The sequence below is a fragment of the Pseudomonas sp. WC2 genome, assembly GCF_050586545.1.
GTDB lineage: Bacteria > Pseudomonadota > Gammaproteobacteria > Pseudomonadales > Pseudomonadaceae > Aquipseudomonas.
The window spans coordinates 58,518-82,012 of the sequence record NZ_JBOBDR010000021.1 but is presented as its reverse complement, the minus strand read 5'-3'; the positions used below and the strand labels follow the sequence as shown (position 1 = coordinate 82,012).

11 protein-coding genes are annotated in these 23,495 nt (G+C 61.2%); 4 read left to right on the top strand and 7 right to left on the bottom strand.

The window, feature by feature from the left end; genetic code table 11:
• Positions 1–36: 36 nt before the first annotated feature.
• The 5 genes from ACQ4OE_RS22760 to ACQ4OE_RS22740 form a co-directional block, all read right to left on the bottom strand.
• The gene (locus tag ACQ4OE_RS22760; RefSeq protein ID WP_053122206.1) at positions 37–261 is read right to left on the bottom strand and encodes an MbtH family protein; all 225 of its coding nucleotides are present in this window, start codon (positions 259–261) and stop codon (positions 37–39) included.
• 83 nt (positions 262–344) lie between these two features.
• Entirely contained in the window at positions 345–1,757 is a 1,413-nt protein-coding gene (locus ACQ4OE_RS22755) for an aspartate aminotransferase family protein (RefSeq protein WP_122591873.1), read from the bottom strand.
• 141 nt (positions 1,758–1,898) lie between these two features.
• The gene (locus ACQ4OE_RS22750) at positions 1,899–2,384 is read right to left on the bottom strand and encodes a GNAT family N-acetyltransferase (RefSeq protein ID WP_430947985.1); all 486 of its coding nucleotides are present in this window, start codon (positions 2,382–2,384) and stop codon (positions 1,899–1,901) included.
• A 101-nt stretch (positions 2,385–2,485) separates the two neighbouring features.
• Entirely contained in the window at positions 2,486–3,808 is a 1,323-nt protein-coding gene (locus ACQ4OE_RS22745) for an ATP-binding protein (protein WP_430947984.1), read from the bottom strand.
• Complete coding sequence (locus tag ACQ4OE_RS22740) at positions 3,808–4,488, bottom strand: response regulator (RefSeq protein WP_430947983.1); 681 nt, start codon at positions 4,486–4,488, stop codon at positions 3,808–3,810. The genes ACQ4OE_RS22745 and ACQ4OE_RS22740 overlap by 1 nt, the downstream gene beginning before the upstream one ends.
• Positions 4,489–4,813: 325 nt before the next feature.
• On the opposite strand from ACQ4OE_RS22740, the gene ACQ4OE_RS22735 reads away from it, so the two are divergent.
• The 4 genes from ACQ4OE_RS22735 to dsbG all read left to right on the top strand — a co-directional run bounded on the left by ACQ4OE_RS22735 (position 4,814) and on the right by dsbG (position 9,212).
• Positions 4,814–5,569 (top strand): hypothetical protein, encoded by a 756-nt coding sequence (locus tag ACQ4OE_RS22735; protein ID WP_430947982.1) that lies wholly within the window; start codon positions 4,814–4,816, stop codon positions 5,567–5,569.
• A gap of 282 nt (positions 5,570–5,851) precedes the next feature.
• Complete coding sequence (gene dsbD, locus ACQ4OE_RS22730; protein WP_430947981.1) at positions 5,852–7,585, top strand: protein-disulfide reductase DsbD; 1,734 nt, start codon at positions 5,852–5,854, stop codon at positions 7,583–7,585.
• The gene (locus tag ACQ4OE_RS22725) at positions 7,585–8,466 is read left to right on the top strand and encodes a TlpA disulfide reductase family protein (RefSeq protein ID WP_122591885.1); all 882 of its coding nucleotides are present in this window, start codon (positions 7,585–7,587) and stop codon (positions 8,464–8,466) included. The genes dsbD and ACQ4OE_RS22725 overlap by 1 nt, the downstream gene beginning before the upstream one ends.
• Entirely contained in the window at positions 8,442–9,212 is a 771-nt protein-coding gene (gene dsbG, locus ACQ4OE_RS22720; protein ID WP_122591887.1) for a thiol:disulfide interchange protein DsbG, read from the top strand. The genes ACQ4OE_RS22725 and dsbG overlap by 25 nt, the downstream gene beginning before the upstream one ends.
• Before the next feature lie 103 nt (positions 9,213–9,315).
• Here dsbG and ACQ4OE_RS22715 read toward each other — a convergent pair whose 3' ends face one another.
• Together ACQ4OE_RS22715 and ACQ4OE_RS22710 are read right to left on the bottom strand one after the other, a co-directional pair.
• Positions 9,316–10,131, bottom strand: a complete 816-nt coding sequence (locus ACQ4OE_RS22715; RefSeq protein WP_430947980.1) for an alpha/beta fold hydrolase — start codon at positions 10,129–10,131, stop codon at positions 9,316–9,318.
• Between the two features lie 200 nt (positions 10,132–10,331).
• Positions 10,332–23,330, bottom strand: coding sequence for a non-ribosomal peptide synthetase (locus ACQ4OE_RS22710; protein WP_430947979.1), 12,999 nt, complete (start codon positions 23,328–23,330; stop codon positions 10,332–10,334).
• Between the last annotated feature and the right edge of the window lie 165 nt (positions 23,331–23,495).

Sequence of the window (23,495 nt, the reverse complement as noted above, 5' to 3'; positions counted from 1 at the left end):
GTCACCAGTCCAGCGGGTTTGTTTTTGCCCGGGCGCTTACTGCGCGGCAACCTGCGCTTCCATTTTTTGGCGCAGGCTCAATGGACGCATGTCAGTCCAGACTTCCTCGATGTAGGCCAGGCATTCCTTTTTCAGGCCGCTCTTGCCCACGGTGCGCCAGCCTTCCGGCACAGCTTTGTAGTCTGGCCAGATCGAGTACTGCTCTTCGTGGTTGACCACGACCTGAAAGAGGATGTCCTCGCGGTCGAATACTGACGTCATGCTGGTTCTCCATCGGTGTAAGGGTGGGCTGCACAACAGTTGCAGCCGGGTATGTAGAAAGAACGTTTGGCGCGCTGAAAAATTTACAGCGCGGTCGTCGCGGCAACCAACGCGCGGCCGAAGATTTCGGCAACGCGGTCGATTTCGGCGGCGGTAATCACCAGCGGCGGCAGGAAGCGCACCACGGCGCCATGGCGACCGCCCAACTCCAGAATCAAGCCACGCTTGAGGCATTCGCGCTGTACCAGGGGCGCCAGACGGGCGAAGGCCGGTGGGTGACCGAGTGCATCCGGTGCGCCGTTCGGGTCGACCAACTCGACGCCGAGCATCAATCCACGACCGCGGATGTCACCGAGTTGCGGGAAGTCGCGTTGCAGGATGCGCAGGTGCTCGCTCAGGCGTTCGCCCATGGCGGCGGCGTGCTCGCAGACTTTGTGTTCAACCAGATAACGCATCACCGCAGAACCAGCGGCCATCGCCATCTGATTGCCACGGAAGGTGCCGGCGTGAGCGCCCGGTTGCCAAGTGTCGAGCCAGTCGCGATAAACCACCACGGCCAGCGGCAGACTGCCACCGATGGCTTTGGACAACACCACCACGTCCGGAACGATGCCGGCATGTTCAAAGGCAAACATCTTGCCGGTACGGGCGAAACCGCTCTGGATTTCGTCGACGATCAGCGCGACACCGGCCTTTTCGGTAATACGGCGCAAACCACGCAGCCACTCGATATCCGCCGGAATCACTCCACCTTCGCCCTGCACGGCTTCGACGATGACCGCCGCTGGCAATTGCACGCCGGCCTCGGGATCGTTGAGCAGGTTGTCCAGATAGCTCAGGTTGGCCTTGACGCCAGCCGCGCCGCCGAGACCGAACGGGCAACGATAGTCGTAGGGGAACGGCATGAACTGCACGCCGCTGCTGAGCAAGGCGCCCAATGGCTTTTTCGGTCCCAGGCTGCCCATCAGGCTCAGTGCGCCCTGACTCATGCCGTGATAACCGCCGGAGAACGACAGCACGGTGCTGCGCCCGGTTGCGGTGCGCACCAATTTCAACGCCGCTTCCACGGCATCGGTGCCGGTGGGGCCACAGAACTGGATCTTCGCTTCGGCAGCCAGCGCCGAGGGCAGCAAAGCAAACAGGTCTTGAACAAACTGATCCTTGACCGGCGTGGTCAGGTCCAGCGTGTGCAGCGGCAACTCATCGGCGAGCACTTGCTGGATCGCTTCGATCACCACCGGGTGATTGTGTCCGAGTGCCAGCGTGCCGGCACCGGCCAGGCAATCGATAAAGGTGCGCCCTTCGACGTCTTCAACGTACAGGCCTTTGGCGCGTTTGAGCGCCAGGGGAATGCGGCGCGGATAGCTTCGCGCGTTGGATTCCTGTTGCGCCTGACGCGCGAGCAATGGCGACTCGTTGAACTGATACAGGGTTTCGGCGGGCGCCGAGGTAACCCGGGCCGACGACTCTTCGATAAGGCTGGTGGCGACTGACATCTCTCGACCCCTCAATTCGCTATGGATAGTGACCAAAACAGCACCGGGCAGGTGCGCGTTCCGGTCACGGGGCGCACTTGCAGGTTTTCCTGTTCTGGAGACGCTTAAGCGAGGTGAGGATTTAGGCCCTTGATCGACTCGTTAACCGGCCGGCGCCAGCGGCTTGCTCATCGGCCGTGTTTGCAGGCCACTGTGCAGGAGCGGTAGCGCCGTTTCGCGGTAGCCCAGGTGTCGATAAAAAGCTTCGCCGGTGCGCGTGCTGTTGAGGTGGGCATGAGTCACGCCACAAATTCCCAGCCAACCTTCGAGGTCATCGATCAATGCTCGTCCGACACCGCGACGAAACCACTCGGGCTGAACATGGCAAAGCACAATATCGCCATCAGCACTGGCCATGCCGACGCCAACCGGTTTGTCTTGCAGCAGCGCGAGATTCAGGTACAAGCGCGAATCGGCGAGCCAGCGGCAGAGCTGATCGGCGTTGTGCTGCTCGACCCATTCGCTGACGCATTGTGCGTTGTTGCGGTGATCAAGCGCACAGCCGATGCGGATCGAACGTTCGATGATGCGGTTGATAATGCCGGCGTCGGCCACTGCGGCCGGACGAATGCTGACGCGTGCTTCCATGGCGCTGTCCCCTCAATCCATTGAGTCAAAGCAGCGCTGACCTTAACCGTGCGAGGGCTCGATGACTAATGGAGAGAAGTTACATTTGATGTGCCACGGCATCAGACAGCTTGCAACGGCATGGTCAACTCGACCCGCAGGCCATCCGGGCGGCTGTCGAAATGCAGCGCGCAGTCGCAACGCTGGACGATCGCCTGAACAATCGCCAGACCCAGACCGCACCCGGTGCTTTGGCCGTTGCGCCAGAAGCGCTGGGTCAAATGTTGCAGATCGTCCGGCGCAATGCCCGGGCCATGGTCGCGCACGATAAACCGCACGCGGTTGCCGATGGTTTCCAGGCTCAGCTCCACCGCGCAATCTTCAGGCGTATGGCGCAAGGCGTTATCGAGCAGGTTGCGCAACGCCGCAATCGACAGCACCGCCGGCATTTGCAACGGTGCTGCCGAAAGCTCGGTGGGCAGTTGCAATTTGATCCGCACTCGCTCGCCGCCGGTGGCATCCTGGATCGCCAGTCTGGCCACTTGTTCGGCACTGCATTGCGAGCCGTCATCGAACGACAGGCTACCCTCCACCCGCGCCAGCAACAGCAATTGCTCCAGTGTGCGATGCAACCGGTCGGCGCCCTCCTCGGCCCGCGCCAGCGATTGATCGCGGGCATTGCCGTCGGTCATCCGCGCCACTTGCAGGTGGGTCTTGATTGCGGTCAGCGGACTGCGCAGTTCGTGGGCGGCATCACCGGTCAGGCGCCGTTCGCGCTCGATGGTTTTGCCGATGCGCTGGAACAGCTGATTCTGCGTTTCCAGCAGTGGCTTTAGCTCGCTGGGGAATGACTGCAACTGCAACGGTTCAAGCGAATCAGCGTTGCGCCGCATCAAGGCCTCCCGCAGGCGATTGAGCGGCGCGAGGCCCTGGCCGATACCGAGCCACAACAGACACAGGCAACCCAATAGCGCCACGCCAACCGGCACCGACGCCGCCAGCAGAATCGACATGTTCAGCGCTTCGCGTTCGATCTGCCGGTCCGCCGTGGTGATACGCACATCGCCGCGCGCCAGGGTGAAGCTGCGCCATGGCGCACCGTCGATCATTTGATCATGAAAGCCCATTTTTTCGGCTTCCAGCGCTTGTTCGGGGTTGTTGTGGCTGCGGGCGAGAATCTCCCCGCGCAACGAACTGACCTGACAGGCCATTCCGCCGGGAATATTCAGTTGTTCAGCACTGAAATGCGTGCCTTCGCCTTTGCTCGGCAAAGTCGGCAACTGCTCCAGCAGCCCGGCCACCATCCGCGCCGAAGCGACCAGACGCTGGTCGAGGGAAAACATCATCTGATTGCGCAGATCGCTGAGCATCCAGGCCGCCGCCAGCGCCCAGATCAGCGCGAAAGCAGCGCCGAGGGTCAGGCTCAGACGCAATCGCAGACTCATCACTTGCCTTGATCTCCACCGTCGGCCGGGCCGAGGCGATAGCCCAGACCGCGCACGGTTTCCACGATGCCTTTGCCGAGTTTGCTGCGCAGGTGATGGATATGCACGTTCAGCGCGTTGCTTTCCAGTTCATCGCTGAAGCCGTAGACGCTGTCTTTGAGCTGTTCGGTCGACAGCACCCGCCCGCGATTGTGCAGCAACGCTTGCAGCAGCGACTGCTCACGTCGAGACAGGTCCACAGGTTTGCCGGCCAGGGTGGTTTCACGGCTGCTCGGGTCATAGGTCAACGCGCCGTGCTCGATCAGGTTGACGCTGCGTCCGGCGACTCGCCGCAACAGGGTTTGCAAGCGGGCAAACAGTTCACGCAGATCGAACGGTTTGAGCAGGTAATCGTCTGCACCCGCCTGCAAGCCGTCGACACGGTCGGTGACCGAATCGCGCGCAGTCAGGATCAGCACCGGAATTTCCAGCCCGCTCTGGCGCAACTGCTGCAACAACTTCAGACCGTCTTCGTCTGGCAAACCGAGGTCGAGCACCATCACGTCGAACTCGGCCACCTTGAGCATCGCCCGCGCCTTGGAGGCGGTGTTGACGTGCTCGACGGTCAAGCCCTGAGCCGTGAGACCGGCAACGATGCCGCTGGCAATCAGCTCGTCGTCTTCGCAAACCAGTACGTGCATGGGAGCTCCGCGTGAAAAAACCTGAGTCAAACAGGCGAGGATTAAGGCGTAATTATGGCAAGGGTATCGGTTGCCGCCTAGGGAAGCGTCGGGCCGTGCATTCCCAGAGATGCGCTGAACACTCTTAAATTGCAACAAAACTCAATCACCAGCATTCAAACTGACAAGCCCGATCAACCTGAAATATATATCAACGAAATCCGCGTACAAAAAACAAAAACAACAAACTAAGATCAACTCACCTCAATAACTACACCCCCAAGTTAGCCAGGATTGTAACTAAATAACGACTCACCAACTCAAAAAACAATGAAAGGAATCAAACATGAAAAAATTAAGAAACTTCGTCGCCCTCGACTGGCGAAAAGGTCCGGACTGCATGTATTTCATCTTTAAAGATGAAGATCGTTACTGCCGACTGGACCTGGCCGGCAACAAACTTGCTCCAGAACACCCGACCACCGTCGCCGGTCACTGGGGAGGTTTCGAACCCCATATCAAAAACTTGCGGTTCGGTTTTACCACGAGAGGTCTCCGATTCAACGTCACGGGTGATGCGCACATAAACTGGAACGAACTGGACGACATTCTCTGGTTGTTCTACACCGGCAAAGGTGTCCCGATGGTCTGCCTGTACGACCAGGGCAAAGACCGTGTGCATAGCAAAATGCCCCTTTCCCGATCCATCTGGTCGTCACTAGCGGGCCAGTTCAACAAAATCGTCGGGATCCTGTGGCTGGACAATCGAGACCCAAATGTCCTGAACAAGTTCTTCTCCTACCCCGACGTACTTGGCAACCTTCAGGATTACTTCCTGGTGATACTCGACAACGGAGAATGCCTCGACTTCAGGATGCCAATCCTGCAAGACATCCCTTTAACCAACTCTCAGATCGACATATTCGCGCAAAACAAAGGCAACATCATGACGGTCGTACAAAACGACCAACCGATGTTCCGTACCGAATACTATATTTTCTTGAAGGACGGTACGTATCTGGTCCTGGATGCAAAAACCTGGCAACAGACAAACCACCGCAAGATTGAAACAGACTTCCCATACCTCATGAAAAACGCCTGACCGGGTTCAACACAGTTGAGTTGGAATTCCAACTCAACAGTTGCTAGACCTCTATTTATACGGCTCTTAAATGAAAACACTCAATAATTTCGTCGCCGTTGAATGGCGCGCTTGTGGCGCATCAAACTTGAAGAATGACGCTTGCGAGGGCCATCAAGGCCGTGAGCAGGCGAATGCTGCATGCTATGACGATACGGTTTCATGCCTGTAGAGTGCGGTTAATCAGCGGTTAATCGCCAGCCACCACCATGCACCTCACTTGCACAGGGACAAGGCTCCTCCATGCGTCATTTTTTTCTACTATTTGCTCTGTTGATCTCCAGCCTGGCCCAGGCCGGCAACAATCCGTTCGAGACCAAACCCGAGTTTCTGCCGGTCGACAAGGCATTCGTGCTGACGTCCGAGCGTCTGGAATCCGGTGAGACCCAGCTGTTCTGGCAGATTTCCGATGGCTATTACCTCTATCAGAAACGTCTGAAGTTCGACGGGCTGCCGGCTGAACAGCAGCCGACGCTGCCCGCCGGTGAATCCCACAGCGATGAGTTTTTCGGTGAGCAACCGGTTTACCGGCAGGGTCTGGAAGTAAAAATCCCAGCCTCGGCCAGCGGCCAGATCAAAGTCAGCTACCAAGGCTGTGCCGATGCCGGCCTGTGCTATCCGCCGCAAACCCGAGTGATCGATCTCGGTGGCAAAGCGGCGGTGGCAGCAGGCACTGAAGCGCCGGATCAAGCCTTGGCCAGCAGCCTGCAACAACGTGCCTTGGGCTGGAGTTTGCTGGTGTTTTTCGGCCTGGGTCTGTTGTTGGCTTTCACGCCGTGCACCTTGCCGATGCTGCCGATTCTCGCCGGCATGGTGGTCGGCAGCGGCGCGACACCGCGTCGTGGTTTCGCGCTGGCGGGCAGTTATGTGATCTGCATGGCGCTGGTGTATGCCGCGATGGGGGTGATTGCTGCGCTGCTCGGCGCGAACCTGCAGGCCTGGTTGCAGAACCCTTGGCTGCTCGGCACCTTCGCTGCGATTTTCGTGGTGCTGGCGTTGCCGATGTTCGGCTTCTTTGAACTGCAACTGCCGGTGGCGCTGCGCGATCGTCTGGAACACGCCTCGCGCAGTCGCAGCGGTGGCAGCCTGATCGGCGCCGGTGTACTCGGTGCCTTGTCCGGTCTGCTCGTCGGCCCGTGCATGACCGCGCCGCTGGCCGGTGCGTTGCTGTACATCGCGCAGACCGGCAACGCGCTGCACGGCGGCTTGATTCTGTTTTCGCTGGGCATCGGCATCGGTGTGCCGTTGTTGCTGCTGGTGACGGTGGGCAATCGTTTCCTGCCCAAACCTGGCGCCTGGATGAACCTGCTCAAAGGCGTGTTCGGTTTCCTCTTCCTCGCCACTGCGCTGTTGATGCTGCGTCCGGTACTGGATCCGTCGTTGTGGCTGGGTCTGGGTGGCGCGCTGCTGCTGATCGCCGCTTACAGTGCCTGGAAACAATCCGAAGGTTTCGGCCGGGTGCCGCAGATGTTCGGTGCCGCGTCACTGTTGCTCGGTTTGTGGGGCAGCCTGCTGGTGATCGGCGCCGCTGGCGGCAGCGACGATCCTTATCAACCGCTGCAGGTTTACAGTGCCGGGCGCACCGTTGGCGCCGCGCCCACTGGCCATGACGCGTTCACCACGCTCAAGGAACCTGCCGCGCTGCAGCGTGAACTGGATGCGGCAAAAGCCCAGGGCCAATGGGTGCTGCTCGATTACTACGCGGACTGGTGTGTGTCGTGCAAAGTCATGGAGAAACAGGTGTTCGGCAAGGACCAGGTCATGCAGGCATTGAGCGACGTGCGCCTGCTCAGGCTCGATGTCACCGCCGACAATGCCGCCAGCCGTGAGCTGCTCAGCCGTTACAAAGTGCCGGGGCCGCCGAGTTTTGTCTGGATCGGTGGCGACGGCGAAGAGCGGCGCAGCCAGCGCATCACCGGTGAAGTCGACGCCGACACGTTCCTGCAACGCTGGACTGCCACTCGAGACGCCAATTAATGCTGACTTTCACCCTCGGCACTTTTGCCATCGCGCTTAACCATCTGCTGCTGATCAGTGCTTTGGCGCTGGCGACTTTTGTCGGCTGGCGGGTAGCCAAGCGCGGCGGCGATAACCCCGAGTCGGCGTTGTTCAGCCTGTTTCTGCTCGGCATGCTCGCAGCGCGCATCGCTTTCGTTGCGCTGTACTGGAGCCATTACCGCAATGATCCGTGGCAGATCGTCGACTTGCGCGACGGCGGTTTTCTCGCTTGGCCGGGGGTGGTCGTTCTGTTGCTGGCGGCGGTCTATCGCGGCTGGCGCCGACCGGGTTTGCGCCGGCCGCTCGGTGCGGGCGTGGCCAGTGGCGTGGTGTTCTGGTTGCTGGCGACGTTGTCACTGAATATCTACGAGCAAGGCACACGCTTGCCGGATATCGCCCTGCGCAATGCCGCAGGGGAAACCATCCAGCTCAGCGACTATCAGGGCGGCCCGTTGGTGATCAACCTGTGGGCCACCTGGTGCCCGCCGTGCCGCCGGGAAATGCCGGTACTGGAAAGCGCCCAACAGCAGCGTCCAGACCTGACCTTTCTGTTCGTCAATCAGGCGGAAAGCATGCAAAGCGTGGCGACCTTTCTCGAAACCCAGGGCCTGAGCCTGAACAACGTACTGTTTGATCGACGCGGCCAGCTCGGTCAGGCCGTGGGTTCCATGGCTTTGCCGACTACGCTGTTCTATAGCCCCGACGGTCGCTTGCTGGCCAGTCATCTTGGCGAGTTGTCCAACGCCAGCCTGGCGCGCGCTCTGGAAAATTTTGACGTACCGTCTTCAAATCCGAATCAGGCCATCGCACCGGCCACTTCTTCAAGGAAACTGCCATGCCCCGCCTCCGCCACCTGCTGACGCTGACTCTGGGCTCTGCCCTGCTGCACTTGCCGTCGGTGCAGGCCGCAGAAGAACTGCCTGCGGCGATCAAACAGATCGAAGCCAAAGGCGCGAAAATCGTCGGCCAGTTCGACGCCCCCGATGGCTTGCGCGGTTATGCCGCGCAGTATCAGAACCGCGGCATGGCGCTGTACCTGACCCCGGATGGCAAGCACGTCATTCTCGGCAATATGTACGATGCCGATGGCAAAGACCTGAGCAGCGAGCCGCTGCAAAAAATGGTTTACGCGCCGATGGCCAAGGAAGTCTGGGCCAAGTTCGATGCGAGCAACTGGATTCAGGACGGCAACAAGGATGCTCCGCGCACCGTGTACCTGTTCAGCGACCCGAACTGCCCGTACTGCAATATGTTCTGGGAACAGGCGCGCCCGTGGGTGAAATCCGGCAAGGTGCAACTGCGCCACATCATGGTCGGGATCATCCGCGAAGACAGCCCGGGCAAATCGGCCGCGCTGCTAGCGGCGAAAGATCCGGCCAAGGCGCTGGAAGATCACGAGAAGGCCGGCAAGGGCAGTTCGCTCAAAGCTTTGAAAGACATTCCGGTAGCGGTGCAGACCAAACTGGCGGCGAACATGCAGTTGATGGAAGACCTCGATTTGCAGGCAACACCGGCGATTTTCTATATGGATGACAAAGGCGAGTTGCAACAGCAACAAGGCGCGCCTTCGCCGGATAAGTTGGTGAAGATTCTCGGGCCTAAATAATTTTCGGTGCCTGGATTGGCCCCATCGCGAGCAGGCTCACTCCTACAGGGGAATGCATTCCAAATGTAGGAGTGAGCCTGCTCGCGATTGAACATCACTCGGTTTAACGGTTGCGCTCGCTGAGGAAGGTAAGCAACGCCTCCGTCACGAACTCGGGATTCTCCAGGTTGGAGATATGCCCCGCCTCCGGCACCAGCACCCACGGGCAACCGATCAACTCGGCCATCTCCTTAGCCTCTGACGGCGGACGCGGTTTGTCCTGATCGCCGCAGAGCACCAACATGGTAGCGGCATTCAGCTCGCCCAACCGTGGCAGCAAATCATCCCGGCCAAACGTGATGCGCCCCATCGGCACGATGCTTTCGCGTAGCTGATCGGCGGAGTACGCCGCCAGTTTCGCGCGAAAATCCTGATACAGCGCCGACTGCGGATCGATGCCCGGACGGAAGAAAATCGGTACGACGATGTCCAGCAACTGCTCGGAGATTTCGCCGGTTTCTTCGATCTGTTTAAACAACGAGAAGTAATACTGGCGGGTAGGCTCGGGTTCGACACCCGCGTAAGTGTCCATCAGCACCAGACCGTTGATCCGCTGCGGTGCCGACAGCGCCAGGCGCGCGCCCCACATGCCGCCGACCGATAGCCCAACCAGGCTGACCTGGTCGATGTCCAGGTGATCGAGCAATGCCTGCGCCTGGCGGGCGATGTCATCCAGTGATGAGGTGCGTTCAGGCAATCGCCCCGACTCGCCGTGGCCCCAGATGTCCAGCGCAATCACCCGGTAGTGCGGTGACAACGCCGCAATCTGCGGCGCCCACATGGCCTGATCCCACAAATAACTGCCGGCCAGCAAGACTGCCGGGCCAGTGCCTTGATCAATGTAATGCAGCGCTTGTCCGTCAACCGTGAAAAAGGGCATCGATTCACCTGCGCGGTAAAAAACAGAACCGGCAGACTGAGCTGCCGGTTTCTGATCGTCAACAATGGAAATGATGCCTTTTGTGTTGATGCTGATGCCGCCTTCGCGAGCAACCTTCGCTCCCACATCGGTTCTGCGTACACAGGACCAAATGTGGGAGCGAGCCTGCTCGCGAAGAGGCCAGTGCAGGCACTAAAGAATCAAAGGCCCTCCAGCTCCGCCATCAGATCATTCAACCGATCAACCTTCTCCTCGGTGATGTCACTCGCCGCCAGTCCGTCGATGTATTCGGCCAACTCCTCCACCGTACTGCACTCGAACATCGCGCGCAGCGGCACGTCGCGTTGCAGGGTTTTCTGCACCCGCGAGGCGATCTGCGTAGCCAGCAGCGAATGCCCGCCCAGCTCGAAGAAGTTGTCGCGTACACCGACCTGTTCGACCTTCAACACCTCAGCCCAAATGTCCGCCAGCGTCTGCTCAAGGTCATTGCGCGGGGCCAGATAATCCTGGCTCTGCAACTGGCCGATTTCCAGCGCCGGCAGGGCTTTGCGATCCAGTTTGCCGTTGGCATTCAGCGGCAGCTGATCGAGCCACAACCAGTGCAGCGGCACCATGTATTCCGGCAATTCGGCGCGCAGGCGCTGTTTGATCCGCTCCAGACGTTCGCTCGGGTTGAGTGCCGAATCTGCCGCAACCAGATAGCCGACCAGGTGCTTGCCGTTGACGCCTTCCTGCACCCCGACCGCGCCATCACGCACTTCGGGTTGTTCGTGCAGACGCGCTTCGATCTCACCCAATTCGATGCGGTAACCGCGAATCTTCACCTGATGGTCAACGCGGCCAACGTATTCCAGCACGCCGTCGCTACGTCGCCGCGCCAGGTCACCGGTGCGATACAGACGTTCACCCGGCGCACCGAACGGGTTCGGCACAAACACCGGCGCGGTGCGCAGCGGATCACTGACATAACCGCGACCGACGCCCGTCCCCGCCACGCACAACTCACCCACCGCACCCAACGGCACCAGTTCCAGCGCGCCATCGACCAGATAGAGCAAGTTGTTGTCGGTCGGCGTGCCGATCGGCAAGTAACTGCCGCGCGTCGAGGCCATGTCGACACGGAAGAACGCCACGTCATCCGAGCATTCCGCCGGGCCATAAGCGTTGACCAGACCGATATCCGGGTAACGCAGCAGCCACTGATGCGCCAGCTCCGGCGGCATCGCCTCACCGGTCGGCAACATCCAGCGCAGGCCATTGAGGCTCAGGCGCTCCGCGGCGAGCATGCCTTGAATCAGTGACGGCACACTCTCCAGCACGGTGATGCCCTGCGCCTGCACATGCACCAGCAAACCTTGCGGATCGTGGGCAATCGTATTCGGCACGATGTCCACCCGCGCACCGAACAACGGCGCGGCGAGGAACTGCCAGACCGAAATATCGAAGCTTTGCGAAGCGGTCTGCGCGATCACATCGGCGTCGCTCAGATTCAAGTACGGCACCTTGCTCAACTGATTGTTGAGCATGCCGCGCTGCTCGACCATCACGCCTTTCGGCAGGCCGGTCGAGCCCGAGGTGTAAATCACGTAAGCGAGGTTGTCCGGGCCGCTGTAAATGCCCACGTCCTGCGCCGAAAGCGCCGCCGCTTGAATCTCTTCCCACACCAGCAAACGCGGGCGATTGGCGCAGCTGAATTCATCCAGCAAAGTCTGCGCCTGTTCAAAGCAGGCTTTAGAGCAGACCAGCACCGGCGTGCGACTCAGTTCGATGATGCGTTGCAGACGCTGACTCGGCAGGCCCGGATCCAGCGGCAGATAACCCGCGCCAGCCTTGAAGCTGCCGATGATCATGCCAAGCAGATCCAGATTACGTTCGCCGAGCAGCGCCACCGGTTGATCCATCTGCACACCCGCAGCGACCAGCGCATGGCCGAGTCGGTTGGCGCTGTGGTTCAGCTCGGCATAGCTCAGTTGCTGATCAAGGCAAGTGGCGGCAATGCGTTGCGGATGCGCGGCAACCTGCGCCTCGAACAGCGCAACGTAGCTCTGCTCCAGCGGATAATCGTGGGCACTCTGGTTGCAACCGTGCAGCAGGAAGTCCCGTTCTTCACCGCCCAGCAGCGGCAGATCGGCCATGTCGCCGTGGAAGCCATCGACCAGCGCCAGTAGCAGACGCTTGAACTCGCCGAGCATGCGTTCGATGGTCGATTCGTCGAAATAGCGCTGGTCATACGACAGGTGCAGACCAAGGTCATCGCCCGGGTAGCACACCGCCGTCAGCGGGAAGTTGGTGTGCGTACGGCCGGAGTCGGAGGTCGCGTTCAGGCTCTGCGCCCGATCGAGCACCGAGACTTCCACCGGGGCGTTTTCAAAGACGAACAGGCTGTCGAACAGCGGCTGGCCTTTCGGCAATTCGCTTTGTTCCTGGATGTTCACCAGCGGCAGGTATTCGTACTCGCGCAATTGCATGTTGCTGTCGAGCAAAGTGCTCAGCCACTGACGCACGCTGCTGCGCTGATCGTCTTCGGGCATTTTCACCCGCAGCGCGATGCTGTTGATGAACAGGCCTACGGTGCGCTGCATTTCCGGCATTTCCACCGGACGCCCGGCCACGGTCACGCCGAAGAGCACGTCACGGTCGCCGCTCATACGCCGCAGCACCAAAGCCCACGCCGCTTGGGCGAAGGTGTTGATGGTCAACTGATGCGCCTGCGCCAATTCACGCAGCCGCGCACCGTCCTCGACATTGAGGCGGGTGTAGCGGTCGCCGACGATCATCCCGCCGCTTTCACCGGCGTGTTCGCGCAGGAACGGACGGTCGCTCGGAATCGGCGTGGTGCGCTCGAACCCTTGCAGGTTCTGCTGCCACCACTGCCGCGCTTCAGCCAGGCTCTGACGTTGCAGCCAGCCAATGTAATCGCGATAACGTGGCGGCACGCTCAACTGCGCGTCGCGACCTTCACCAAGCGCGGTGTAAATCTCGAAGAAGTCGTTCATCAGCAACGAACGGCACCAGGCATCGATGAGGATGTGGTGGTTGCTCATCATGAACCAGTAACGCGCCGCGCCAACCTTGATCAGGCGCAGGTGGAACGGCGCCTGATTGAGCAGATCGAAACCGGCCTCGCGCTCGCTTTTCAGCAGCGCTTGCAGCTTCGGTTCCTGCTCGGGTTCGGCGATGGCGCTCCAGTCCAGATATTCGATCGGCGTGCGACCCGGGGCGTGAATCACTTGCAGCATGTCTTCGCCAACGTTCCAGCAGAACGACGCGCGCAGTGCTTCATGACGGCCGATCACCGCTTGCCAGGCCTGGGCGAAACGCTCGGCGTCGAGTTCGCTGTTGATGCGGTAGCGATCCTGCATGTAGTACAGACCGGTGCCCGGTTCGAGCAAGGTGTGCAGCAACATGCCTTCCTGCATCGGCGTCAGCGGATAGACATCTTCAATGTGCGCGGCAGGCACCGGCAAGGCATCGAGTTGCGCTTGAGTCAGTTTCGCTAATGGGAAGTCCGACGGCGTCAGGCCACCGGCCTCGTCTTGCAGGCAATGGGCGATCAGGCTCTGAAGCTCACCCAAGTAAGCATCGGCCAGATCGTTGATGGTCTGCGTGTCGTAACGCTCAGCACTGAAGGTCCAGCGCAAGAGCAGTTCACCGCCGTAAACCTGGCTGTCGACGCTTAATTCATTGGGCAATGGCGCGTGCGGATCGTGGGCGGCACCGACCGGCTCATCCAGCGGACGGAACAGCGCATCGCTGCCAAAACTCTGATCGAACTGGCCAAGGTAGTTGAAGGTGACCGGCGCATGGGGCAGCGCGGCCATGCTGCGCTGGCTGAGATCGTCGGCGAGATAACGCAACACGCCATAACCCAGGCCTTTGTGCGGCACGCCACGCAATTGCTCTTTGATTGCCTTGATCGAAGCGCCCTGCCCGGCGGCTTCTTCGATGTTGTGCGGTGTCAAACGCAGGGGGTAAGCACTGGTGAACCAGCCAACGGTGCGGGTCAGGTCGATCTCGTCGAACAGGGTTTCGCGGCCGTGACCTTCCAGTTGAATCAGTGCCGACGGCTGCCCGCTCCAGCGGCAAAGCACGCGAGCCAATGCCGTCAGCAGCAGGTCATTGACCTGCGTGCGATAAGCGGCCGGAGCCTGTTGCAGCAGCTGTTTGGTGTGCTCGGCATCGAGGCGCACGCTGACAGTTTGTGCATGGCGATTCTGCTGGCCGCCCTGCGGATTTTCGCAAGGTAGATCAGCGTTCTGGCCGGCCAGTTGAGTTTGCCACCAGTTAAGTTCTTCACGCAGGGATTCGCTGCCGGCGTAAGCCTGCAAACGCGCCGCCCAGTCTTTGAAGGCACTGGTTTTCGCCGGTAGCTTCACCGCTTGGTCGGCGTCGAGTTGGCGATACACGGTTTGCAGATCGTCGAGCAGAACCCGCCACGACACGCCGTCGACCACCAAGTGATGAATCGCGATAAACAGGCGTTGCTGACCTTCAGGGCCGTCGACCAGCAAGGCGCGAACCAGCGGGCCATCTTGCAGATCAAGACTGCGTTGCGCATCAGCGAACAGCGCTTCGCACTTGTCCATCGAGGTCACGCGCACTTGCCAAAACACTGCTGCATCGGACACCGGTTGGTGGGTCGCTTGCCACTCGCCGTTGACCTCGGTGAAGCGCAGACGCAAGGCATCATGCTGCTCGATCACCGCCAGCAGCGCCTGCTCCAGACGATGCGGTTCGAGGGTTGCGGTCGGCTCCAGCAACAATGCCTGGTTCCAGTGCTGACGCTCAGGAATATCGGTGTCGAAGAACCAGTGCTGAATCGGCGTCAGGCGCGACTCACCGGCCACCAGTCCTTGTTCGGCGGTCACCTGCTCGGTGCGGCTGGCCACAGCGGCGAGGGTCTGCACAGTCTGGTGCTGGAACAGATCGCGCGGGCTGAAATGAATGCCCTGTTGACGCGCACGGCTGACCACTTGAATCGACAGAATCGAGTCGCCACCGAGTTCGAAGAAGTTGTCGTTGAGGCCGACCTGTTCGACGTTGAGCACCTCGCACCAGATCTGTGCCAGGGTCTGTTCCAGCTCGTTGCTCGGCGCGACGTAGTCCTGACGATTCAACTCAGGATCCGGCGCCGGCAACGCGCGGCGGTCGAGTTTGCCGTTGGCGGTCAGCGGCATGCTCGCCAGCAGAATCAAGTGCGTCGGCACCATGTAATCCGGCAGTTGCGCCTTGAGGTGCGATTTGAGGGCATCGCGCAGTTCGGCCTGCTTGGCTTCGCTCTGCTCAGCGACTTCAGTGACCAGATAGCCGACGAGTTGTTTGCCGCTCGGCGCATCCAGTGCCAGCACTACGGCTTCGCGGATCGAAGCGTGATCGAGCAGACGCGTTTCGATTTCGCCCAGTTCGATACGGAAACCACGGATTTTTACCTGATGGTCGATCCGCCCCAGGTATTCCACCAGACCATCGGCACGCTGGCGCACCAGGTCGCCGGTGCGGTACATGCGCCCGCCATCGGTGGCGAACGGGTCAGCGACAAAACGTTCGGCGGTGATGCCCGGGCGATCGTGATAGGCCTGCGCCAGACCGGCGCCGCCGACGAACAATTCACCGGTCGCACCTTGCGGCACCAGCGCCAGATCGGCGTCGAGAATATAGGCGACACGCGCGCCGATCACGCTGCCGATCGGCACACTGCCGGCGCCCTCCTCCAGCACTTCCGGCGCCAGACTGGCCAGTGGCATGACCACGGTTTCGGTCGGGCCGTAGGCGTTGAAGAACATCGCCGGTTTGAACGCCGCGCGAATCCGTTGCAGGTGTTCGCCGGTCAACGCTTCGCCACCGGTGATGATCATCCGCACCGGGAGGATTTCGTTTTGCGTCGAGAGGAACTGCGCCAACTGGCTGCCGTAGCTCGGGGTGAAACCGAGTACGTTGATGTTGTGCGTGCGGATCAAGCCGCAGATTTCTTCCGCGTCCCACTGACCTTGCGCACGCAACACCACCTGCGCGCCGCTGAGCAGCGGCACCAACAAACGCTCGGTCGCCGCATCGAAGTTGATCGAATAGAAGTGCAGTTCGCAGTCGTCCGGGCGCATGCCAAACCGCTCGATCACCGCTTGGCAGTGCATGGCGATTTCGCCGTGGGAGACCACCACGCCTTTCGGTTTACCGGTCGAGCCCGAGGTGTAAATCAGGTAGGCCTGATGCTGCGGCAGGCTGATAAACGGCAGCTCGCTGGCCGGGTAAGCGGCGAGTGCTGCGTTGTCATCTTCCAGGCACCAGCGCGCCACACTTGGCGGCAGATCGCCGAGAGCGTTGAACATTGCCCGATCACTGAGCAGCAGGCCGATGCGGCTGTCTTCAATCATGTAATGCAGACGGTCGAGCGGGTATTCCGGGTCCAGCGGCACGTACGCGCCGCCAGCCTTGAGAATCGCCAGCAGACCGATGACCATTTCCAGCGAACGCTCCAGCGCCAGACCCACGCGCACTTGCGGGCCGACGCCACGCTCACGCAAGGCCCAGGCCAAGCGATTGGCGCGGGCGTCGAGTTCGGCGTAGCTCAGAGTCTGCCCGGCGAAGGTCAGGGCCGGCGCGTCTTTGCGCGCCAGCGCCTGTTCGGCGAACAGGTGATGGATGCACTGGTCGAGACGATGCTCGCCCGGCTCGATGCCGAGACTGTCGAGCAGCTGCTGTTGCTCAGGCGCATCGAGCAGTGGTAGTTCACTGAGGCGTTGTTGCGGATCGGCGATCAGCGCTTCGAGCAGGTTGCGCCAATGTTTGGCCATGCGCGCGATGGTCGGTTCGTCGAACAGATCGGTGCTGTACGTCAGGCAGCAACCGAGGCGATGATCGAGGTCGGTGACTTCCAGATTGAGGTCGAACTTGGTCGCTCGCGCATCGTTCGCCAGGTACTCGACGGTCATGCCGGCGAGCATGCGGCTCTGCTGGAATTCCCAGCGCTGCACGTTGCACATCACCTGGAACAGCGGGTTGTACGCGGCGCTGCGCGGTGGCTGCAACGCTTCAACCAGATGATCGAACGGCAGATCCTGATGCGACTGGCCTTCGATCACGGTGTGACGCACCTGCTCGAACAATTCGCCGACCGACATCATGCCGTCGAGCTGGCAGCGCAGCACTTGGGTATTGAGGAACGCACCGATCAGCCCTTCGCTTTCCGGGCGGATGCGGTTGGCCACCGGCGCGCCAATGCGCAGATCGGTCTGGCCGCTGTAGCGGTAAAGCAGCGTGGCGAGTGCGGCGGTCATGGTCATGAACAGGGTCAAACCGTTTTGCGCGTTGAACGCCCGAACACGCGCGGCGAGATCGTCGCTGAGGTCGAAGCGGAACAGTTCGCCCTGATGACTTTGCACCGGCGGACGCGGACGGTCGCCGGGCAATTCAAGCAGCTGATGTTCACGACCGAGTTGCGCGGTCCAGTAGTCGAGTTGACGCTGACGCTCGCCGGACTCCAGCCAGTTGCGCTGCCAGACGCTGTAGTCGAGGTACTGCACCGGCAGCGGCTCAAGCGGCGAATCGCGATCGTCGACAAACGCTTCGTAGAGCGCACTGAGTTCGCGGGCGAAAATGTCCATCGCCCAGCCTTCGGTGACGATGTGATGCAGGGTCAGCACGAAGTAATGTTCGTGCTCGGCGGTTTTCACCAGGCAAGCGCGCAGCAGCGGACCGGTTTCCAGATCGAATGGCAGATGCGCTTCTTCGTCCGCCAGTTGCTGGACCTTTTGCTCACGCACGTCGGCAGCGAATGTCGAGAAATCCTTCCAGCCCATGCGCACGCCCGTCTCGGCATGCACTTGCTGGCGAGCGACGCCGTCGACGCTCGGGAACGTGGTGCGCAGGGTTTCGTGACGCTGGATCAGCGCCTGCAACGCGGCCTCGAAACGCTCGACATGCAACACGCCACGCAGGCGCGCCATGCCGCCGACGTTGTACGCAGGGCTGTCCGGCTCCATTTGCCAGAGGAACCACATGCGCTGTTGCGAGTACGACAACGGTACTGGTTGGCTGCGGTCGACCTTGTCGATCGGCGGTTGTTTATTGGTGCGACCGCTGGCCTGGATCAAACGAATCTGCTCGGCGAAATCACCGAGTTCGCTGTGCTCGAACAACGCGCGCAACGGCAGTTCGACGTCGCAGGCCTGACGGGTACGCGAGATGATTTGCGTGGCCAGCAGCGAGTGACCGCCGAGGGCGAAGAAGTCGTCGCGCAGACCGATTTGCGCCAGACCCAGTACTTCGCGCCAGATCGCGGCAATTTGCTGCTCCAGTTCGGTGACCGGCTCGACGTGTTCACGCACTTGCCATTGCGGTTCAGGCAAGGCGCGGCGGTCGAGTTTGCCGCTTGGGCTGAGGGGCATGGCGTCGAGGCGCATCAGTTGCGCCGGGACCATGTACTCCGGCAGCTCGGCGGCCAGTGCGGTTTTCAGCCGAGTGATTTGCTCGTCAGGATTTTCACTGGCATCGGTGGCGGTGAAGTAGCCGATCAATTGCGCGCCGGCAGCGGTTTGGCGCACCAGCACCACGGCTTGCGCGACGCCGTCCTGCGCCAGCAAGCGTGCTTCGATTTCTTCCGGCTCGACGCGGAAGCCACGCAGTTTGACCTGCTGATCAAGACGTCCGAGGTATTCGATCACGCCATCGGATGTCCAGCGTGCGCGGTCGCCGGTACGGTACAAACGCGCACCCTGCTCGCCCAATGGATCAACCACAAAGCGTTCAGCGGTCAACGCTGGACGACCCAGATAACCGCGAGCCAGACCAATGCCGCTGATGCACAGCTCACCTGGCACGCCGGCCGGCACTGGATTGAGGTCGGCGTCGAGCACGCGGCAAATCACGTTGCCCAACGGACGGCCAATCGGCGAGCGTTCGCCGTCGGCGATCGTGCAATGCCAGTGGGTGACGTTGATCGCAGTTTCGGTGGGGCCGTAACGGTTGTGCAATTGCACCGCCGGCAGTTGCGCCAGCACGCGGTTGCGCAGTTCGGCGGGCAGCGCTTCACCGCCGGAGAAGAGCCGGCGCAGGCTGGTGCATTCGGCGCTCAGCGGTTCGTCGATGAACAGCGAGAGCAGCGGCGGCACAAAGTGCAGCGTTGTCACGCCGTATTCTTCAACCAGTTGCGCGATGCGGTGTGGATCGCGGTGTTCGCCGGGGCCGGCGATCAGCAGGCGTGCGCCGGTGATCAACGGCCAGAAGCATTCCCACACCGACACGTCGAAACTGATCGGCGCCTTTTGCATCAGCACGTCGGTTTCATTGAGGGCGTAAGTGTTCTGCATCCATTGCAGACGCTCGGCCAGCGCCGCGTGGGTGTTGCCGACGCCTTTCGGTTGGCCGGTGGACCCCGAGGTGTAAATCACGTACGCGAGGTTGTCGCCGTGCAAGTGCAGGCCCGGTGCCTGGCTCGGCCAGTTTTCCAGGTGCAACGCGTCCATGGCGATCACGCTGACGCCGTCGCTGGCCGGCAAGCGGCCGAGCAATTCGGTCTGGGTCAGCAGCAGTTCGACGCCGCTGTCGCTGAGCATGTAAGCCAGACGATCGGCCGGATAATCCGGGTCCAGCGGCACATAGGCGCCACCGGCCTTGATGATTGCCAGCACGCCGATCAACAGTTGCTGCGAACGCTCGGCGGCGATGGCCACGCAGACATCCGGGCCAACGCCTTTGTCGCGCAAGTAATGGGCGAGGCGGTTGGCCTGCGTGTGCAGTTCAGCGAAGTCGAGGCTGCCACCGTCCCACACCAACGCGGTGCGTTCCGGCGTTTGTCGCGCCTGCTCATTGAGCATTTCCGGCAGCCATTGTTGCGCCGGGGTGCACGAGGCGACGCTCCAGTTTTTATGCTGATCGTGCTCGCCATCGGTGAGCAGTTGCAGGTCGCCGATGCTTTGCTCCGGGCGTTCGCAAACTTCGCGCAAGAGGTTGCTGAAGTGCTCGGCCAGTCTCGCGATGGTTGCGGCGTCGAACAGTTCGCTGGCGTAGTCGAATGACAGCGTCAGGCGACCGTTACGGTCTTCTTCGCTGTGCAGTTGCAGATCGAATTTGGCTTCGCGGCTGTGCCACGGCAGTTCTTCGGCGAGCAGACCCGGCAGGCGTTTCAGCGCGCTGAGGTCGCGTTGCTGATGGTTGAACATCACCTGGAAAAGGCCTTGTTCACGGGCCTGCGGGAAAGCTTCGAGGAGTTGTTCGAACGGCAGATCCTGATTCGCTTGGGCACTGAGGGCGGCCTCGCGAGTCTGTGCCAGCAGCTCCACAAACGACAGGCGCGAGTCGATGTCCGCGCGCAGCACTTGGGTGTTGATGAAGAAACCGATCAGGCCCTGGGTGTCCAGGCGCGGACGGTTGGCATTCGGCACGCCGATGCGGATGTCGCGCTGACCGCTGTAGCGATGCAGCAAGCTCTGGAATGCCGAGAGCAACAGCATGAACGGCGTCGATTGATGCGCCTGCGCCGTGTGGCGGATCGCATCGCTAAGGCTCACGCCCAGACGCACGGTGTGACGTGCAGCGCTATGGTTGTGTTGCGCAGAGCGCGGATGATCGGTGGCCAATTCCAGTGTCGGATGTTCGTCACCCAACTGCGCTTTCCAGTAGGCCAGTTGGCGCTCGCCCTCGCCCTGCGCCAGCCATTGGCGCTGCCAGCTGCCGTAGTCGGCATATTGAGTTGGCAGTGGCGCGAGGTTGGCGGTCGCGCCTTGCGAAGCGGCGGCGTACAGCCGCGAGAACTCGTCGATCAAGACATTCAGCGACCAGCCGTCAGCGATGATGTGGTGCATCGTCACCAGCAGTTGATGATCTTCTTCGTCGAGACGCACCAGCGTCACCCACAGCAGCGGGCCCTTTTCCAGGTCGAACTGGGTGCGGGCTTCGTCTTCGCGGATTTGCAGGGCGCGGGCTTCGCGCTCATGGGCCGACAGGTCGCTGATGTCGATCAGCTGCAGATTGAATTCAGCGGCGGCATCGACTTGTTGCAGGGCCACGCCGTCACGTTCGAAGAAGCGTGTGCGCAGGGATTCGTGGCGTTCGATCAGTTGCTGGAAACTGGCGCGCAAGGTGTCTTCGTCCAGCTCGCCGCGCAGACGCAGGCCGCCGGGAATGTTGTAGGCGCTGCTTTGCGGGTCGAGTTGCCAGGTGATCCACAGACGGTTTTGTGCCAGTGATTGCGGCATCGGCTCGGTGCGCGACAACGCAGTGATTGCACCTTGGGCGCTGCCGCCGTCTTGCTGTTGTTGCGCCACGGCAGCGGCGAATGCCGACAGCGTCGGCGCTTCGAACAGCAGACGCAGGTTCAGCTCCAGCCCGAGTTCTTCACGCACCCGCGCAATCACTTGCGTGGCAGCAATCGAATTGCCGCCGAGCAGGAAGAAGTGATCGTCGGCGCTGACCTGTTTGAGGTTGAGTTGCTCGGCCCAGATCTTGCCGATCAAGGCTTCCAGTTCGGTGACGCTGGTGGTCGACGCTTGAGTTTCGGATGCGGTCGTTGGGAACACCGCGTAGCTGTCGAGGCTGCCATCGGCCAGACGATTGCGACACGCCGAGCGCTGCAATTTGCCGCTGGAGGTTTTTGGCAATGCACCCGGATTGAGCAACACCACCACGCTCGGTGCCTCTTGATACGCCTCGGCCACGGCTTGGCGAATGGCTTTGATCAGTGCTTCCGGCGGCAGGATTTTCTGCACGCTGCGGCTGATCTCCGCGGCGATGCCGATGCCTTCTTCGCCATTCTGATTGATCGCGAAGGCAGCGACGCGGCCTTTGCGCACCACTTCCACTTCGTTCTCGACGGTCTTCTCGATGTCCTGCGGATACAGGTTGTGGCCGCGCACGATGAGCATGTCTTTCAAGCGACCGGTGACGAACAGTTCGCCGTCCCGCATAAAACCCAGGTCACCGGTGCGCAGCCAGGTGCGGCCGGCGTGCTGGACAAAGGTCTTGGCGCTGGCCTCCGGGTTGCGCCAGTAGCCGAGGGCAATACTTGGGCCGGCGGCCCAGACTTCGCCGACAGCGTTGTCGGCCAGTTCAACGAGCGTATTCGGCTCGACGATGAGCACCGCGTGTTCAGGCTGGCTGATGCCACAGCTCATGATCGGGCTGCCCTCGCCCGGTTCGGCGCGGTTTTGCGCCAGCGCTTGATCGTCCACGCGCAGTGCCGGAATACCGGTGCCGCGCGGGGTGCCGGCGACGAACAACGTGGCCTCGGCCAGACCGTAAGAAGCCATGAAATTCTCGGCGCTGAAACCGCACGCGGTGAACTTCTCGGCGAAGCGTTCGAGGGTGTCAAGGCGGATCGGCTCGGAGCCGGAATACGCCACGCGCCAACGGCTGAGGTCGAGGCGCTCAAGGGCCGATTCACTGACCCGTTCGCTGCACAAACGATAGGCAAAGTCCGGCCCGCCGCTGATGGTGCCGCCGTATTGGCTGATCGCTTCGAGCCAGCGCAAGGGACGACCGAGGAAATACGCCGGCGACATCAGGATGCACGGCACGCCACTGAAAATCGGTTGCAGTAGACCGCCGATCAACCCCATGTCGTGGTACAGCGGCAACCAGCTGACGATCACGTCGTCCGGGTTTACATCGATGCCGAAGCCGTGGCGGATCAACAGTTCGTTGGCGACCAGATTGCCGTGGCTGACCTGCACGCCTTTGGGCAACGCGGTGGAGCCGGAGGTGTATTGCAGGAAGGCGATGTGATCGTGCGGCAGGCTCGGTTCGATCCAGCGTTCAGCGAGGGCACTGTCGAGGGTATCGACACACAACAGCGGCGGCGCACCTTCGATCTGCTGCAAAGCGTCGCGCAGGTCGGCGCTGGTCAGCAGCAGGCGCGGCCCGGCGTCGGCGATGATCGACAGCAGACGCTCCTGATGATGACGACGCGCCGATTCCGGCGGATAGGCCGGCACCGCAATCACGCCCGCGTACAGGCAACCAAAGAACGCGGCAACGTAATCCGGGCCACTGGGAAACAGCAGCACCGCGCGATCGCCAAACTCAGCCTGGGCCTGCAACGCCGCCGCAATGGTGCGCGCGCGCTCATCCAGTTCGCGATAACTGAGGACCACAGCCTGCTCTTCGTTTTCGGCGAGAAAACGCAAGGCCAGTTGATCCGGGGTCAGGGCCGCGCGGCGCTGGAGGGCTTGGACCAGGGTGCTGGGGTGTTCGAACGCGTCGGTCATGAGGTTTCCTGCCTGAATTCGGCTTGCGAGTGGAATCGGGTTGCTGTGTCACGCCCTTCGCGGGCATGCAGGGCGCGGTCTACGCCGACCGCGCAAGGCACTGGAATGCTGTCTGGCCGGGACTCGGTACCCGGAACCATTCACCAATGAGAACGGATGACGTCT

Coding starts and splice junctions, on each gene's coding strand:
- ACQ4OE_RS22760 (WP_053122206.1), bottom strand. CDS start 261: ATGACGTCAGTATTCGACCGCGAGGACATCCTCTTTCAGGTCGTGGTC.
- ACQ4OE_RS22755 (WP_122591873.1), bottom strand. CDS start 1,757: ATGTCAGTCGCCACCAGCCTTATCGAAGAGTCGTCGGCCCGGGTTACC.
- ACQ4OE_RS22750 (WP_430947985.1), bottom strand. CDS start 2,384: ATGGAAGCACGCGTCAGCATTCGTCCGGCCGCAGTGGCCGACGCCGGC.
- ACQ4OE_RS22745 (WP_430947984.1), bottom strand. CDS start 3,808: ATGAGTCTGCGATTGCGTCTGAGCCTGACCCTCGGCGCTGCTTTCGCG.
- ACQ4OE_RS22740 (WP_430947983.1), bottom strand. CDS start 4,488: ATGCACGTACTGGTTTGCGAAGACGACGAGCTGATTGCCAGCGGCATC.
- ACQ4OE_RS22735 (WP_430947982.1), top strand. CDS start 4,814: ATGAAAAAATTAAGAAACTTCGTCGCCCTCGACTGGCGAAAAGGTCCG.
- dsbD (WP_430947981.1), top strand. CDS start 5,852: ATGCGTCATTTTTTTCTACTATTTGCTCTGTTGATCTCCAGCCTGGCC.
- ACQ4OE_RS22725 (WP_122591885.1), top strand. CDS start 7,585: ATGCTGACTTTCACCCTCGGCACTTTTGCCATCGCGCTTAACCATCTG.
- dsbG (WP_122591887.1), top strand. CDS start 8,442: ATGCCCCGCCTCCGCCACCTGCTGACGCTGACTCTGGGCTCTGCCCTG.
- ACQ4OE_RS22715 (WP_430947980.1), bottom strand. CDS start 10,131: ATGCCCTTTTTCACGGTTGACGGACAAGCGCTGCATTACATTGATCAA.
- ACQ4OE_RS22710 (WP_430947979.1), bottom strand. CDS start 23,330: ATGACCGACGCGTTCGAACACCCCAGCACCCTGGTCCAAGCCCTCCAG.